The sequence below is a fragment of the Micromonospora sp. S4605 genome (assembly GCF_003176715.1).
Taxonomy (GTDB): Bacteria; Actinomycetota; Actinomycetes; order Mycobacteriales; family Micromonosporaceae; genus Micromonospora; species Micromonospora echinaurantiaca.
In genome coordinates this window covers 1-13,818 of record NZ_QGSW01000090.1, presented here as the reverse complement: position 1 = coordinate 13,818, position 13,818 = coordinate 1, and the positions used below count along the sequence as shown (strand labels likewise).

Below are 13,818 nucleotides of genomic sequence, written 5' to 3'. Positions count from 1 at the left end.
GGTCGGCGGGGGTGTGGTCGGTGGCGGCGTCGTCGGCGGTACGCCCCCGCCGGCGCTGCCGCCGCTCCAGGTGTACGCGCCGGTGGTCGCCGTCCGGCCGGCCGGCACCACCAGCGTGGCGCCGGTGGAGAAGGTCACGGTCAGCGGCGACGGGCTCGGGTTGGCCGCCACGTACGTCCGCGCGCCGTTGCGGGTGAAGACCGCGGCCAGCGGGTGGTCCGCCCGGACCGAGGTGTCCACGGTGCCCAGCGCCGCCAGGTTGCGGATCCAGTGGAAGGTGTGCGCCCGGCTCTCCCCCTCCTGCGGGGGGTAGCCGGGGTTGGCCCGCAGGTTGGCCAGCGCCGCGTCACCGTCGCCGAGCGCCTGGAACTGCCAGAGGATGTCCTGCCAGACGGTCGGCGGACCGTTGTTGTTGCGTACCAGCTCGGCGTAGTTGGCCCGGACGTAGGCCGGGTGGTGACCGAGGTAGAGGTGCCCGCCGGTGACCGGCAGCAGGTTGATGCCCTGGATCATCTCCGGTTCGGCGCTGAACCAGGTGGCGTACGCGCCGCCGTCGCCCCAGACCATGCCGACGGTCGAGTGCCCGAACGCGGCCGGGAAGTTCTGGTCGCTGACGTCGAACCAGTACTCCTGGATCGCCGCGGCCTGCGTGGTCCAGAGGAAGACGCCCGCGTCCCGCACGGCGGCGTCGCCGGTGACCTGACCCCACTGGATCAGCGCGTTGGCGAAGTTCATCCCCTCGGACGAGGACTCCTGGTTGTTGCCCGCGCCGAACGAGCCGTGCCCGGAGGCCCAGTCGTGGCCGGCGTAGATGTCGAAGTCCCGCAGGTAGGGGAACCGGGTGTCGGCGCGGTCGTAGTTGTCGGCGTCCCGGATGAGCAGGTCGACCATGCCGCCGTACTGGTCGTCGGCGGCCCAACCGGGATCGAACTTGGCCAGCGTGGCGGCCGCCGCGATGAAGTAGCCGTAGTGGAAGTGGTGGTCGTTGAGCTCCTGGTCGGAACCGTACGAGGCGGGGTAGCCGATCAGCGTGCCCCAGTTCTGGTCGTAGTAGAAGACCCGCGCGGTCTTGCCGGCCGGCGCGGTGAACCAGTCGGTGAGCGTGCTGCGGATGGCGTTCAGCGCGGCGTCCCGGGTGGCGGTGTCGCCGACCAGGTCGGCCACCTCGGCGATCCTGGCCGCCCGGCCCAGCCCCTTGCCGGTCCAGTAGGTGTCGCCGCCGCGCTGGTCCATCGGGTTGCCCCGGACCGCGGCCAGCTGGCCGCGCAGCGTCTCCAGGTCGGCGCCGCTGCCGTCACCGACGGCCGGCAGTTCGGGCAGCACCCCGTGGAAGGTCATCGCGGTGCGGAACTCACCGACGCCGGTGAGCACCTTCATCCGGCCCCGGGCGGACGGGTAGCTCTGGGCGATCGGGGTGGAGCCGGTCAGCGACTTCCACTGGTGCGGGTAGAGGCTGACCACGGTCCGGGTGGCGGTGCCCTCCCGAGGCGTGGTGCTGAACGCATACGTGGTGGTGACCGTGCTGGTCGCCGGGGTGTAGGCGTACGACAGGCGGGTGCCGGTGACGTGGACGTGCGCGTACGTGCCGAAGGTGGTGGCCAGCCCGGCCCGCTCCGCCGCGCCGGTCTGCGGCGTGGTGGGCAGCAGGGCGATCGAGAAGTAGCCGCGCCCGGCGAGGTTCGACGAGATGCGTCCGCCGCTGACCGTCCAGCTCGCCCCGGTCGGGGCGTAGCCGACGTAGTCGTGCCCGTTGACGGTGAAGCCGATGGTGGCGCCGCTGTTGGCCCAGACCGTCGGGGTGCCGGTCGTGCTGATCACCGCGTCGCCACCGGTGGCCTGGAAGTACGCGAACGGCAGGCCGTGCCCGACGGTGGCCCGCAGGGTCCGGGCGCCGTCGCTCCAGTACGGGGTGACCGTCCAGTCGGACCAGCCGGCGACTCGGACCACGGGCGCGGCGAGCCCGGCCACCCCGACCCGGATGTCCTGCACGTAGGGGTAGTGGAACTCGCCCACGCCGGTGGCGGTGCCGCTGATGGCGGGGGTGGAGTTGGCCGAGAAGCCGAGCCCGTCGGTGAACGTGTCGTACGACAGCGGGTGGGCGTGCAGTGGCTCGCTGAACGCGCAGTCGGTGCGCTTGAACAGCAGCGACGACCACCAGTCGTTGGTGGGGACGGCCCCGGCGGGCGCGTCGGCGGTGACGAACTGTCGCGGGTTGGTGGCGAGCTGACCGCAGCCGGAGGGGAGTGGACCGACCGGGGTGGTGGTGTAGCTGCCGGCGCCGACGGTGGCGGCCTCGGCGGGGGTGGTGGCGACGACGGCCAGGCCGCCGACGACGAGGGCCAGGGCGGTGGCGCCCGCCAGGACCCAGGGACGGGGTGGCGCAGGAGGTGTCACGGTGCCTCCCATCGCGCCGGGCGCCGGTGGTCGGGCCGCAGCGCTGAGTCGGAATTGTGAAGAAAGGTAACCGGGAGAGCGCTCTCTTGACGCGGGACGTTAATCGAACGGCAAGACTTGCGTCAATGTTTCGCACCGGCGGCGCGCGGATTCCGCCAATCCGGGGCAAGGTCACCCGCCGCCCCGGGGTGAGCGAGGAGGTGCGGCACGCCGGTCAGGCGACCGCCGGTGGTCAGCGGCCGGCGGGCGCCTTCGGGCAGCCGTGCCTGCGGTGCCAGGCGGCCACCTCGGCGGCCGGTTCCCGGTTGCCGCCGCGCCGCCACGAGTCGAGGTAGCGGGCTGGCCAGACCACGCCCCGACGGATCCACCAGCCGTCCCGCCCGGCGCACGGCGGCGAGATGCCGAAGTGCAGGTGGCAGACGTTGTTCGCGTTGCCGGTGCGGCCCACCTCGCCGAGCCGCTGCCCGGCGCGTACCCGCACCCCGGGATCGATGCCGCCGGCCACCACGCTCAGGTGCGAGCCGTAGTAGCGCACCCCGTCGTCGCCGAGCAGCGACACCGACAGGCCACCGTTGTACGGCCCGAGCGGCCCCCGCTTGTCGAACCGGTCCACCCGGCTGACCTCCAGGATGGTGCCGTCGGTGACCGCCACGACCGGCTCCCCGCAGTCGGCGAAGATGTCCGTCCCCGGGTACCCGGAGTGGGTCGGGTGGTAGGCGACGTTCTTCGCGCGGACCGGAAAGACGTGCCGCAGCCCGGCCCGGGTCGGCGCCGACGGCCCGGCGCTGGTCGGGGCCGCCGGTGTGGCCGAGGGCGCCGCCGGCTGCCCAGCGGTGCCCCAGCTGGGCCCGCCGCTGGCCGGGGTGCCACCGGGCACCGGACGGCTGGTCGCGCAGCCGGTGGCCAGCGCCGGCACGAGCAGCAGCAGGACCGCGTACGCCCGGCGGCGCCCGATCGTCGACGAGGACATCCGGTCATCCTGGCAGAGTGGGTACGGTGAGGACGAACCGTCGCCGGGGAGGTACGTCGTGACCACGCCACCCACCTTCCCGACCGGCCCGGAGGCCGGGCCCCGCGCGCTGCCGCGTACCCCCTCGGGGCTCTTCCCGGCCGGGCCGCCGTCCCGGCCCACCTACCGCGAACCGCACCCGGTCACCGGCGCGGGCGTCGCCTCCGGCGGCGCCGCCGCGGCCACCTGGCTGCTGCTCTTCGGGCTGCTCGGCACGGGCGTCGGCAGCTACGCCTGGTGGACCCTGATCGCCGGCGGGCTGGCCTGGCTGGCCGCGCTGGCGCTGGTGCGGTACGGCGACCGGGGGGTGGCCACCGGCATCGCGATCGTCACCGCCGGCGGGTGGAGCATCGCCGCCGCGATCGTGGCGGTGCGCTGGGCGACGACCGGCGACTGGCCGCTGTGGTGACCATCCGCCCGGCTGCGCTGCGTCGTGGGTCGGCTGCGCAGCGAATCCCGGCTTGACGTGGCCGCCGTCACTGGAGGACGCTCGGCGGTATGGCCTGGACCACCCCGCGGCTAGATCCTGACCGAAGCCGCCGTCGCCTGCAGCTCCTCGCCGAACTGGCGGGTGCCCGGGCGGTACGCCAGCGTGAGCGGCCGCAGCGGGCCCGCACCGAGCAGCTCCGCCAGCTGATCGCCACCCGCCGTCGCGTCGCCGGCTGACCTGTCGACGCCGAGTTTCCCAGGATTGGCCGGCCCGTCGGGGCGTTGACCGGTCGCCTGCCGACCCGACCGGCTAACGTGCACGCGTAACGAGTCGGCGTGCTGTGCCGAGGCAACTTGGGGGGACCGTTGTCGTACTTCGCTGCGGCCGTGGTGCGAGACGAGAGTGGCTGGACGGCCGAAGAGGTCAGCCTGCGCGGGGTCACCGACATCGAGGAGGTCGCCGACCGGCTGCGCGACGTGGAACCCGACGCGGACCTGTCGCTGCTCTTCGTCGAGGCGGACGACACCTACCTGGTGATCCTGCGTCTGGACGAGGGGGAGGACCTGCGGGTCTTCGGCTCCGACTCGGCGTACGCCGAGGAGTCGCGGCTGGGCGCCCTGCTGGTGGGCGACCTGAAGGCGTCGGTCACCGGGCTGGACGAGCCCGAGGAGGCGCGGCCCGCCGCCGGCGACGACGACACCGAACAGCCCGCCGTCGACCCGGAGGCCGACCCGGTGGGCGACGCGGACCTCCTCGCCGACCTGGGCATCTCCGCGCAGAAGCTGCTCGCGCTCTGCGCGCACGAGGGCATGATGCCGGCCGACGTCACCGCCGAGGTGTGCCAGGTGCTCGGCTGCGCCGACGAGGTCGAGGAACTGCGTGAGGTCTGACCCGTCCGGTCCGTGGCCGGTGCCGGCGGGCGGCGGGGAGCCGATCCTGCCGCACGGCGGCGAGCCGGCCGACGCCACCGATCCCGCGCTGGAGACCGTACGGCCGGGGCAGCCGACGCCCGGCCGCGCCGGGCGGGTCGGGCCGGGCGCCGACGAGGGGCTGGCCGATCCGGACGGGGCCGGCCGGCGGCAGCGGCACGAGGTGTGGATGCGCCGGGCCCTGGAGGTGGCGGTCACCGGCCCCGACTCCCCCGGCCCCGACGCTGCCGGCGACGGCGGCGCCGACGACATCCCGGTCGGTGCGGTGCTCTACGGGCCGGACGGCACCGAGCTGGCGATCGGCCGCAACGAGCGGGAGCTGACCGGCGACCCGACCGGGCACGCCGAGGTGCTGGCGCTGCGCCGGGCCGCGCAGCGGCTGGGCCGCTGGCGGCTGGACGGCTGCACCCTGGTGGTCACCCTGGAGCCGTGCACCATGTGCGCGGGCGCGCTGGTGCTGGCCCGGGTCGGCACGGTGGTCTTCGGGGCCTGGGAGCCGAAGACCGGAGCGGCCGGCTCGCTCTGGGACGTGCTGCGCGACCGCCGGCTCAACCACCGACCGGAGGTCTACGGCGGGGTCCTGGAGGCCGAGAGCGCCGCGCTGCTGCGCGCCTTCTTCCGCTGAGCGCCGGGCGGTCGGCGAGCGTCGGGCGGTCGGCGAGCGTCAGGCGGCCGGTAGCTCGACCGTGACGTCCAGCCCGCCGCCGTCGCGGGGCCGGGCGGTCACCGTGCCGCCGTGCGCCCGGGCCACCGCCCGGACGATCGACAGCCCCAGCCCGAACCCGCGCCCGCTGCCCACCCGCTCGCCGGAGAGCCGGCGGAACGGCTCGAAGATGGTCTCCACGTCGTAGCCCGGCACCAGCGGACCGGTGTTGCTGACGGTCAGCGTCGCCCGGCCGTCCCGTACGCCGGTGCCGACCCCGATCCAGCCGCCGGCCGGGACGTTGTGCCGCACCGCGTTCTCCACCAGGTTGGTGGTGAGCCGTTCCAGCAGCACCGGGTCGCCGACCACCGGCGACGGCGCCAGCTCCCGGACCACCACCGGCCCGTCGCCCTCCTTGACGGTCAGGTCGACCACGTGGTCGACCACGTCGGCCAGGTCCACCCGGGAGCGGGCGGTCAGTTCGTTCTCCGAGTCGGCCAGGGTGAGCAGCCCGTCGATCAGCCGCTCGTGCCGCTCGTTCACCGCGAGCAGCGACTCGCCCAGCCGGCGGACGTCCTCGGACGCGCCCGGCCGGGTGACGGCCAGCTCGATCAGCGAGCGGTTCAGCGCCAGCGGGGTGCGCAGCTCGTGGGAGGCGTTCGCGACGAACCGGCGCTGCCCGTCGAACGAGCGGTCCAGCCGTTCCACCATCTCGTCGAAGGTGTCCGCCAGCTCCCGCACCTCGTCCCGAGGCCCGGAGAGCGAGAGGCGTTCGTGCAGCCCTCGCCCGGCCACGTCGGCGCCGGCGATCCGCCGGGCCGTCCCGGTGATCTGGTGCAGCGGTTGCAGCGCCCGCCCGGCTACCAGCCAGCCGAACGCGATGGCCACCGCGGAAACCAGCACCAGGGCGATCCCGCCCTGGGTGAGCAGCGAGTACAGCGTCTGGTCGCGGGCGTCGTCCTGGGCCTTGTTGACCAGCAGCCGCAGCTGTTCGGCCTGCACGCCGTTGAGCTTGGTCTCCGTTGCCTGGACCACCGGCTTGACGTCGCGCAGCGCCACCCCGAACGGCTGGGCGGTGCGCTGCTCCACCAGCACGTAGGTGACCGCGAGCAGGACCAGCCCGGCCACCAGGAAGAGGCCGCCGTAGATCAGGGTCAGCCGGGCGCGGAGGGAGAGGCGCTTCACGGTATCCGGTATCCCACACCAGGCACTGTCTCGACCACCGGCGGTTCGCCCAGCTTGCGGCGCAGCTTCATGACGGTGACCCGGACCACGTTGGTGAACGGGTCGATGTGCTCGTCCCAGGCCCGTTCCAGCAGTTCCTCGGCGGAGACCACCGCGCCCTCGGCCCGCAGCAGCTCGACCAGCACGGCGAACTCCTTGCGGGACAGCGGCACGTACCGGCCGTCCCGGTGCACCTCCCGGCGGCCCGGGTCGAGCACGATGCCGGCCCGGGTCAGCGTGGGCGGCGCGGCGCGGCGGGCCCGCCGGCTCAGCGCGTGCACCCGGGCGGAGAGTTCGACCAGGGCGAACGGCTTGGTCAGGTAGTCGTCGGCGCCGAGCGCCAGGCCGGCCACCCGTTCCCGTACGGCCGCCGCCGCGGTGAGCATCAGCACCCGGGTCTCGCCGCCGCTGTCCACGATCGCGCGGCACACCTCGTCGCCGTGCACCACCGGCAGGTCCCGGTCGAGGACGACCACGTCGTAGTCGTTGACGCCGAGGCGTTCCAGCGCCGCGTCGCCGTCGTACGCGACGTCCACCGCGAACGCCTCCCGGCGCAGCCACTCGGCGATGCTCTCCGCGAGCAGGCTCTCGTCCTCCACCACCAGCACCCTCACCCGCCAATGGTGCCCCGCCCCCGGATAACGCCGGCGTTAACGCCGACGGTTACGCCCGGGATACGCCCCTTGGCGTCGACTGACCGGGACGCCCGGCGACCGCCGGGCGGATCGGGGGATGCCCGGCGGTCGCCGTCGGGCCCGGAGAAGGAAGCGTGTCATGCGACGAGGACTACTCGCGGTGCCGCTGCTGCTCGCCCTGGCCGTCGCCGGTTGCGGCGGGTCGGGCGACGAGCCGGCGGTGGCCACGGCGGGCGGTGGCGGCGGGGCGTCACCGCTGCCCGCCTCCGCCGCCGCTCAGCTCAGCGACGAGGAACGGCAGCTGAAGTTCACCGAGTGCATGCGGGAGAACGGGGTCGACGTGCCGGACCCGGAGCCCGGCGGCGGCCGGCTGTTCCGGTTCGACGGGAAGACCGACCCGGCCAAGGTGCAGGCGGCCATGGAGAAGTGCCGCCAGCACCTGCCCAACGGCGGCGAGAAGCGCAAGCTCGACCCCGAGCAGGTGGAGCGGCTGCGGAAGTTCGCCGCCTGCATGCGGGAGAACGGCGTGCCCGAGTTCCCGGACCCGTCCGCGGAGGGCGGCATCCAGCTGCGGCTCGACGTGGTGAACGTCAAGGACCCGAAGGTGAAGGCGGCGATGGAGAAGTGCCGGGAGTACGCGCCGAAGATCGCGGGAGCCGCGCGGTGAGCGTTCGCCGGCTCCGGGTCCGGACGGTCGCGCTGGCCGCCGCCGTCGTGGTCGCGGCGGGCGCCGGGGTCGCCGCGGCGGTCGGCTTCGGCGGGACCGACCGGAGCACCGCCGCCGCCGACACCGCCCCGCCGGCCACCGCCACCGTCACCCGGCAGACGCTGACCGACGCCGAGACCGTCGACGGCGAGCTGGGCTACGGCACCACCCGCACCGCCACCGCCCGGCTGGCCGGGACGATCACCGCCCTGCCGGACACCGGTACGACGGTGAAGCGGGGCGGGCGGCTCTACGCCGTAGACAACGATCCGGTGGTGCTGCTGCACGGGTCGCTGCCCGCGTACCGGGTGCTCCAGCCCGGGGTTGAGGGGGCGGACGTCGAGCAGTTCGAGCGGAACCTGCGGGCGCTCGGCTACGACGGCTTCACCGTCGACGACGAGTACACCGGCAGCACCGCCGACGCGGTCCGGCAGTGGCAGGACGACCTGGGGCTGGCCGAGACCGGGCGGGTCGAGCCGGGCCGGATCGTCTACGCCCCCGGCGCGGTGCGGGTGGAGAGCCACCAGGCGGCGACCGGGGACGCGGCGCAGCCGGGCCAGGCGGTGCTCACGTACAGCGGCACCAGCCGGCTGGTCACCGTCGAGCTGGACGTCGACGACCAGCGGCTGGCGAAGAAGGGCGGCGCGGTCGAGGTCCGCCTGCCGGACGGCGGGCCGGTCGCCGGGAAGGTCGAGACGGTGCAGACGGTGATCGACGCCGGCACCGGCGGCACCCCCGGACAGTCCGACGAGGCGGAGACGAAGATCGAGGTCACCGTCTCGGTGACCGACCCGGCGAAGCTGGCCGGGTACGACCAGGCCTCGGTGGAGGTCACCTTCACCGCCGCCGAGCGCCCCGACGTGCTCACCGTGCCGGTGGCGGCGCTGCTGGCGCTCGCCGAGGGCGGCTACGGGGTCGAGGTGGTCGACGCCGGCCGGAGCCGGATCGTCGCGGTCACCACCGGACTCTTCGCCGCCGGCCGGGTCGAGATCAGCGGCCCGGACGTGGCCGAGGGGATGACCGTGGGGATGCCCGCATGACCGCCGACGCCGTGGTGCTGGACGGGGTGAGCCGGACGTATCCGGGCGGGGTCACCGCGCTGCGCGAGGTGTCGCTGCAGATCCGCCACGGCGAGCTGCTGGCGATCGTCGGGCCGTCCGGATCGGGCAAGTCCACCATGCTACACCTGATCGGCACGCTGGATCGCCCCTCGGCCGGCCGGGTCCGGATCGACGGGTACGACGTGGCGGCCCTGCCGGACCGCCAGTTGGCCGCGCTGCGGGCCCGCCGGATCGGCTTCGTCTTCCAGCAGTTCCACCTGGCCGCCGGCACACCCGTGCTGGACAACGTGGCGGACGGGCTGCTCTACGCCGGCGTACCCCGGTCGGAGCGGCGGCGGCGCGCGGAGGTCGCGCTCGACCGGGTGGGGCTCGGCCACCGGTTGGCGCACCGGCCGCACCAGCTCTCCGGCGGCGAGCGGCAGCGGGTCGCGGTGGCCCGCGCGGTGGTCGGGGAGCCGGCGGTGCTGCTCGCCGACGAGCCGACCGGCAACCTCGACTCGGTGGCCGGCGCCGGGGTGTTGGCGCTGCTGCGCGACCTGCACGCGGCGGGCACCACCGTCGTGGTGATCACGCACGACCGGGAGATCGCCGACGGGCTGCCCCGGCAGGTGCGGATGCGGGACGGCCAGGTGGTGGCCGACTCGGCGGCGCCGCTGCCCGAGGGGGTGCGCTGATGGCGGTGGACACCCGGCGCGACCGGCGTGGGCTGACCGTGGTGGAGAACCGGCCGCGACTGGTGCCGGCCCGGCTGCGGCCGGCCGACGTGCTCCGGGTCGGCGGGGTCGGGCTGCGTACCCGGCCGCTGCGCGCGTTCCTCTCCGCGCTGGGCATCGCGATCGGCATCGCGGCGATGGTGGCGGTGGTCGGCATCTCGTCGTCGTCCCGCGCCGACCTGGACCGCACGCTGGACCGGCTCGGCACCAACCTGCTCACCGTGGCCCCGGGCAGCACGCTCTTCGGCGACCAGGCCCGGCTGCCGGTGGAGTCGGTCGCGATGATCGGCCGGATCGGGCCGGTGACCGGGGTGGCCGCCACCGGGCAGGTGCCGGACGCCCCGGTCTACCGCTCGGACCGAATCCCGGCCGGCGAGACGGGCGGCATCGCCACCCGGGCCGCCCAGCTCGGGCTGCTCGACACGGTCGGCGCGACGGTACGCAGCGGCACCTGGCTGAACCAGGCGACCGAGCGGTACCCGGCCGTGGTGCTCGGCGACGCCGCCGCCCGCCGGCTGGGCCTCGGCGCGGCCGGCCCGGACGTGCAGGTGCACCTGGGCGGGCGCTGGTTCACCGTGGTCGGCATCCTGGCGCCGGCCCCGCTCGCCCCCGAACTGGACGGCTCGGCGCTGGTCGGCTGGCCGGCCGCGGAGGCGTACCTGGGCTTCGACGGGCACCCGACCACCGTCTACACCCGCTCGCGGGAGGCGTCGGTGGAGGCGGTCCGGTCGGTGCTCGGGGCGACCGCGAACCCGGAGGCGCCGAACGAGGTGGAGGTGTCCCGGCCATCCGACGCGCTGGCCGCCGCGGCGGCCACCGACGAGGCGTTCACCGGGCTGCTGCTCGGTCTCGGCGCGGTGGCGCTGCTGGTCGGCGGCGTCGGGGTGGCGAACACGATGGTCATCTCGGTGCTGGAGCGGCGGGCCGAGATCGGGCTGCGCCGCTCGCTGGGCGCCACCCGGGGGCAGGTCCGCACCCAGTTCCTGGCCGAGTCGCTGCTGCTCTCCGCGCTCGGCGGGGCGGGCGGGGTGCTGCTCGGGATCCTGGTCACCGCCGGGTACGCGCTCTCCCAGGGGTGGCCGACGGTGGTGCCGGCCTGGGCGATGGTCGGCGGCGTGGCGGCGACCCTGGTGATCGGTGGCTGCGCCGGGCTCTACCCGGCCGTCCGGGCCGCCCGGCTCGCCCCCACCGAGGCCCTGGCCTGAGGGGCCGGCTTCGCTGCTGCCGGGGGTGCCCGCTCTCCGGGTGCATCTGTTGTCGCTCCAGCGACAACAGATGCACCCGGACGGGCTGGCGGAGCCGTGTCCGACGGCCGCACCGGCCGCCGAGCGGCCGGTGCGGGTGGGTCAGGCCGGGGTGGCGGGGCGGAGCAGGGTGGCGCCCACCGCCCGGGCGGTCTCGGTCCACGGGGCCGGGCGCATGGTGGCCGGGTCGAGCCGGACGATCGCCCGGCGGCCCTCGGCGTGCAGGGTGTGCCCGTCGGGCGAGCGGAACTGGTAGGCGTACTCGGCGCTGCTGGTGCCGAAATGCTCCAGCCAGAAGTGCACGGCCACCGGCCCGGTGCCGACGATCGGGGCGCGGTAGGTGATGGTGAACTCGCGGACCGCGTGGAACACGTCGGGCGGGGTGTCCCGGCCACCCCGGTAGGCCACCCCCCGCTCGGCCCAGTACGGGGTGAGCGCCCGTTCCAGCAGCACGGCGTACCGGGCGTTGTGCAGGATGCCCATCGCGTCGAGGTCGTCGAAGTGCACAGTGACGTGCTCGACGTGACCGAACTCGACGGTGGGCTGGGCGGCGATGGCGTGACTCATGACGGGCCTTCCGGTAGCAGGGTGGGATCGGGGCACAGGGCCCGCAGGCGGGTCAGCAGGCCCTGGCGGGCGTGCCGGTAGGCGGCGTCGGGGTCGAGCAGCCGGGAGTGCATCGCGGCACTCATCCCGAGCGCGTCGATCTCGTACGCCAGCTGCGCGACGTCGGTGTCGGCGGCCAGCTCGCCGGCGTCGACCGCCTGCTGGACGAGCTGGTCGAGAAACGCGGTCCAGCGGCCGAACGCCTCGGCGAGCCGGTCCCGGACCGGGCCCGGGCGGGCGTTGTACTCGAACTGGGTGTTGGCGAAGAAGCAGCCGCCGGGGAGCACCCGGGCGGCGTAGAAGTCGATCCGGGCCTCGTGCAGCGCCAGCAGGCGGCGTACGCCCCGGGGCGCGTGCAGCGCGGGGGCCACGATCCGCTCCTGCCACTGCTCCACCGCCCGGTCGATCGCGGCGAGCTGGAGCGCCTCCTTGGACCGCCAGTGCGCGAACAGGCCCGACTTGCTCACCCCGAGGGTGTCGGCGAGCTGGGCGAGGCTGAGCCCGTGCAGGCCGGCCTCGGTGGCCAGCACCACTGCCGCGTCCAGCGCCGCGGCGCGGGTCCGGTCGCCCCGGGCGAGCCGTCCGTCGACTGTCATGCCGGTCAGCGTACGAAAAGAGCACGACCGGTCGTATAGTTTTGTGGGGTGATGGTGGTCACCACGACGCCGCCCCGCCGTCGACGGACGGCGGGGCGGCGAAAGTGCGGAAACGTCAGGCGATGATCGTGTCGAGGGCGATCTCCACCATCTCGCTGAAGGTCTGCTCGCGCTCGGCCGAGGTGGTCTTCTCGCCGGTCTTGATGTGGTCGCTGACCGTGAGCACGGTCAGCGCGCGGGCCTTGAACCGGGCCGCGATGGTGTACAGCGCCGCGGACTCCATCTCCACCGCGAGCACGCCGTAGTCGGCGAGGGTGTCGTAGAGATCCGGCCGGTCGGTGTAGAAGGCGTCCGCCGCCAGGATCGGCCCCACCCGCATGGTGATGCCACGCCGCTCGGCCACCTCGACCGAGGTACGCAGCAGCCCGAAGTCGGCCACCGGGGCGTAGTCGATCAGCCCGTCGAACCGCATCCGGTTCATGTTCGAGTCGGTGGACGAGCCGATCGCCGCGATCACGTCACGCAGCCGGAGGTCCTCGCTCAGCGCGCCGCACGAGCCGACCCGGATCAGCGTCTTCACGCCGTACTCGTTGACCAGCTCGTGGGCGTAGATCGAGGCCGACGGCATGCCCATGCCGGAGCCCTGGACGGATACCTCCACCCCGTTCCAGCGGCCGGTGAAGCCCAGCATGCCCCGGACCGTCGAGTAGCACGTGGCGTCCTCGAGGTAGGTCTCCGCGATCCACTTGGCCCGCAGCGGGTCGCCCGGCATCAGGACCCGCTCGGCGATCTCTCCCGGCTTCGCGCCGATGTGCGTACTCATGGCGAAGATCCTGCCAGGCCGCCGGCCGGCATACCGGTTCGGCGTCCGAACCTGGGGTCCTGTACCCTACTCGGCGGTGGTGTGTCCGAGTGGCCTAAGGAGCACGCCTCGAAAGCGTGTGAGGGTTCACGCCCTCCGCGGGTTCAAATCCCGCCGCCACCGCTCATGAACGGCGAGAACGCCCGGCAGATCCGCGAGGACCGGCCGGGCGTTCCGCTCGTGGTCTCAGTGTCGGTCTCAGTTGCTGCTCAAGAGGCTGATTTCGTGCTCTCTGTCCGGCTGTCCCAGAGCAGCCCACCGAAGCGCTGGGCGTTCGATTCCCGTCGCCCGCTCCACGCACGAAGGCCCAGGTAGAAGCATGATCGCGGCACCTGGGCCATTCCGCTTCTCCCCATCCCGGCCGGCAGGGCGCAGCCACCACCTTCGACGACCGCGAGGGTTACCGCGGCAGGGCGGGTGCCTCCCGGGCCGGCTGCTCAACCATGGGGACGGCCGTTGCGGTGACGACCGGCAGAGCGGCCGTGACCGGCACCGGAGCGGTCGCGCCCGGACGCGACGCGGAGACGTCCGCCGCCGTGGCGTACGTGCCGGGATCGGCCTGGGAGCCGCCGCCGTGCCGCCGCAACCGGGCGGGCAGCGGCACGGCCATGTTCTTCAGCGACATGGCGGGCCGCTCCACTAGACGAGTAGTTCCGATGTCAGGGGTCGATGTCTGGGTATGAAGAGAGGGCATCCAGGATCATGTTGTGACGCAAGACCTGGACACCCTCTTGACCGCACTGTACGTGAAGATCGACGACACCAT

The 13,818-nt window shown here is 74.1% G+C and carries 16 protein-coding genes and 1 tRNA gene; 9 read left to right on the top strand and 8 right to left on the bottom strand.

Going from position 1 to position 13,818, the window contains the following annotated elements; all coding sequences use genetic code 11:
- Positions 1-2,394 (bottom strand): glycosyl hydrolase (locus DLJ47_RS37610; protein WP_233257675.1); only part of this gene is annotated, 2,394 nt, incomplete at its 3' end.
- Positions 2,395-2,626: 232 nt separating this feature from the next.
- Positions 2,627-3,364 carry a M23 family metallopeptidase gene (locus tag DLJ47_RS05650; RefSeq protein ID WP_109899027.1) on the bottom strand — a complete coding sequence of 246 codons (738 nt, stop codon included), beginning with the start codon at positions 3,362-3,364 and terminating at the stop codon, positions 2,627-2,629.
- 58 nt (positions 3,365-3,422) lie between these two features.
- Here DLJ47_RS05650 and DLJ47_RS05645 point away from each other — a divergent pair, with 58 nt between their 5' ends.
- From DLJ47_RS05645 to DLJ47_RS05635, 4 genes are all read left to right on the top strand, one after another.
- Positions 3,423-3,812: a hypothetical protein gene (locus DLJ47_RS05645; RefSeq protein WP_393350841.1), complete on the top strand. Its 390-nt coding sequence runs from the start codon at positions 3,423-3,425 to the stop codon at positions 3,810-3,812.
- A gap of 89 nt (positions 3,813-3,901) precedes the next feature.
- Positions 3,902-4,069 (top strand): hypothetical protein, encoded by a 168-nt coding sequence (locus DLJ47_RS36180; RefSeq protein WP_167180190.1) that lies wholly within the window; start codon positions 3,902-3,904, stop codon positions 4,067-4,069.
- 129 nt (positions 4,070-4,198) lie between these two features.
- A complete protein-coding gene (locus DLJ47_RS05640; RefSeq protein ID WP_109899026.1) occupies positions 4,199-4,723 on the top strand; it encodes a tRNA adenosine deaminase-associated protein in 525 nt (174 codons plus the stop codon).
- Positions 4,724-4,931: 208 nt separating this feature from the next.
- Positions 4,932-5,387: a nucleoside deaminase gene (locus DLJ47_RS05635; protein ID WP_199235714.1), complete on the top strand. Its 456-nt coding sequence runs from the start codon at positions 4,932-4,934 to the stop codon at positions 5,385-5,387.
- A gap of 39 nt (positions 5,388-5,426) precedes the next feature.
- Here the strand turns inward: DLJ47_RS05635 and DLJ47_RS05630 are convergent, their stop codons facing one another.
- Both DLJ47_RS05630 and DLJ47_RS05625 read right to left on the bottom strand, forming a co-directional pair.
- The gene (locus DLJ47_RS05630; protein ID WP_109899024.1) at positions 5,427-6,590 is read right to left on the bottom strand and encodes a sensor histidine kinase; all 1,164 of its coding nucleotides are present in this window, start codon (positions 6,588-6,590) and stop codon (positions 5,427-5,429) included.
- Entirely contained in the window at positions 6,587-7,243 is a 657-nt protein-coding gene (locus tag DLJ47_RS05625) for a response regulator transcription factor (protein WP_172899422.1), read from the bottom strand. Before DLJ47_RS05625 ends, DLJ47_RS05630 begins: the two co-directional genes overlap by 4 nt.
- 160 nt (positions 7,244-7,403) lie before the next feature.
- Between DLJ47_RS05625 and DLJ47_RS05620 the strand changes: the two genes are divergently transcribed.
- From DLJ47_RS05620 to DLJ47_RS05605, 4 genes are read left to right on the top strand one after another with little or no spacing between them, the layout of a single operon-like run.
- The gene (locus DLJ47_RS05620; RefSeq protein ID WP_109899023.1) at positions 7,404-7,931 is read left to right on the top strand and encodes a hypothetical protein; all 528 of its coding nucleotides are present in this window, start codon (positions 7,404-7,406) and stop codon (positions 7,929-7,931) included.
- Positions 7,928-9,010 (top strand): efflux RND transporter periplasmic adaptor subunit, encoded by a 1,083-nt coding sequence (locus tag DLJ47_RS05615; protein WP_233257674.1) that lies wholly within the window; start codon positions 7,928-7,930, stop codon positions 9,008-9,010. The genes DLJ47_RS05620 and DLJ47_RS05615 overlap by 4 nt, the downstream gene beginning before the upstream one ends.
- Positions 9,007-9,705, top strand: a complete 699-nt coding sequence (locus DLJ47_RS05610) for an ABC transporter ATP-binding protein (RefSeq protein ID WP_109899022.1) — start codon at positions 9,007-9,009, stop codon at positions 9,703-9,705. The genes DLJ47_RS05615 and DLJ47_RS05610 overlap by 4 nt, the downstream gene beginning before the upstream one ends.
- Positions 9,705-10,949, top strand: a complete 1,245-nt coding sequence (locus DLJ47_RS05605) for an ABC transporter permease (protein ID WP_109899021.1) — start codon at positions 9,705-9,707, stop codon at positions 10,947-10,949. The genes DLJ47_RS05610 and DLJ47_RS05605 overlap by 1 nt, the downstream gene beginning before the upstream one ends.
- A 141-nt stretch (positions 10,950-11,090) precedes the next feature.
- On the opposite strand, the gene DLJ47_RS05600 is transcribed toward DLJ47_RS05605, so the two are convergent.
- From DLJ47_RS05600 to deoD, 3 genes are all read right to left on the bottom strand, one after another.
- On the bottom strand, positions 11,091-11,555 hold the full coding sequence (locus tag DLJ47_RS05600) for an acyl-CoA thioesterase (protein WP_109899020.1): 465 nt from the start codon (positions 11,553-11,555) through the stop codon (positions 11,091-11,093).
- Positions 11,552-12,190 carry a TetR/AcrR family transcriptional regulator gene (locus DLJ47_RS05595; protein WP_109899019.1) on the bottom strand — a complete coding sequence of 213 codons (639 nt, stop codon included), beginning with the start codon at positions 12,188-12,190 and terminating at the stop codon, positions 11,552-11,554. Before DLJ47_RS05595 ends, DLJ47_RS05600 begins: the two co-directional genes overlap by 4 nt.
- Before the next feature lie 115 nt (positions 12,191-12,305).
- A complete protein-coding gene (deoD, locus tag DLJ47_RS05590) occupies positions 12,306-13,013 on the bottom strand; it encodes a purine-nucleoside phosphorylase (protein ID WP_109899018.1) in 708 nt (235 codons plus the stop codon).
- A 75-nt stretch (positions 13,014-13,088) separates the two neighbouring features.
- On the opposite strand from deoD, the gene DLJ47_RS05585 reads away from it, so the two are divergent.
- Positions 13,089-13,175, top strand: a tRNA-Ser gene (locus tag DLJ47_RS05585).
- 277 nt (positions 13,176-13,452) lie between these two features.
- Here DLJ47_RS05585 and DLJ47_RS05580 read toward each other — a convergent pair.
- Positions 13,453-13,677 (bottom strand): hypothetical protein, encoded by a 225-nt coding sequence (locus DLJ47_RS05580; RefSeq protein ID WP_146228031.1) that lies wholly within the window; start codon positions 13,675-13,677, stop codon positions 13,453-13,455.
- Positions 13,678-13,818: the final 141 nt, after the last annotated feature.

Excerpts from the sequence above, each read along its gene's own strand:
- DLJ47_RS05650 (WP_109899027.1), bottom strand. The coding sequence starts at position 3,364 with ATGTCCTCGTCGACGATCGGGCGCCGCCGGGCGTACGCGGTCCTGCTG.
- DLJ47_RS36180 (WP_167180190.1), top strand. The coding sequence starts at position 3,902 with ATGGCCTGGACCACCCCGCGGCTAGATCCTGACCGAAGCCGCCGTCGC.
- DLJ47_RS05635 (WP_199235714.1), top strand. The coding sequence starts at position 4,932 with ATGCGCCGGGCCCTGGAGGTGGCGGTCACCGGCCCCGACTCCCCCGGC.
- DLJ47_RS05620 (WP_109899023.1), top strand. The coding sequence starts at position 7,404 with ATGCGACGAGGACTACTCGCGGTGCCGCTGCTGCTCGCCCTGGCCGTC.
- DLJ47_RS05610 (WP_109899022.1), top strand. The coding sequence starts at position 9,007 with ATGACCGCCGACGCCGTGGTGCTGGACGGGGTGAGCCGGACGTATCCG.
- DLJ47_RS05605 (WP_109899021.1), top strand. The coding sequence starts at position 9,705 with ATGGCGGTGGACACCCGGCGCGACCGGCGTGGGCTGACCGTGGTGGAG.
- DLJ47_RS05600 (WP_109899020.1), bottom strand. The coding sequence starts at position 11,555 with ATGAGTCACGCCATCGCCGCCCAGCCCACCGTCGAGTTCGGTCACGTC.
- DLJ47_RS05595 (WP_109899019.1), bottom strand. The coding sequence starts at position 12,190 with ATGACAGTCGACGGACGGCTCGCCCGGGGCGACCGGACCCGCGCCGCG.
- deoD (WP_109899018.1), bottom strand. The coding sequence starts at position 13,013 with ATGAGTACGCACATCGGCGCGAAGCCGGGAGAGATCGCCGAGCGGGTC.
- DLJ47_RS05580 (WP_146228031.1), bottom strand. The coding sequence starts at position 13,677 with ATGTCGCTGAAGAACATGGCCGTGCCGCTGCCCGCCCGGTTGCGGCGG.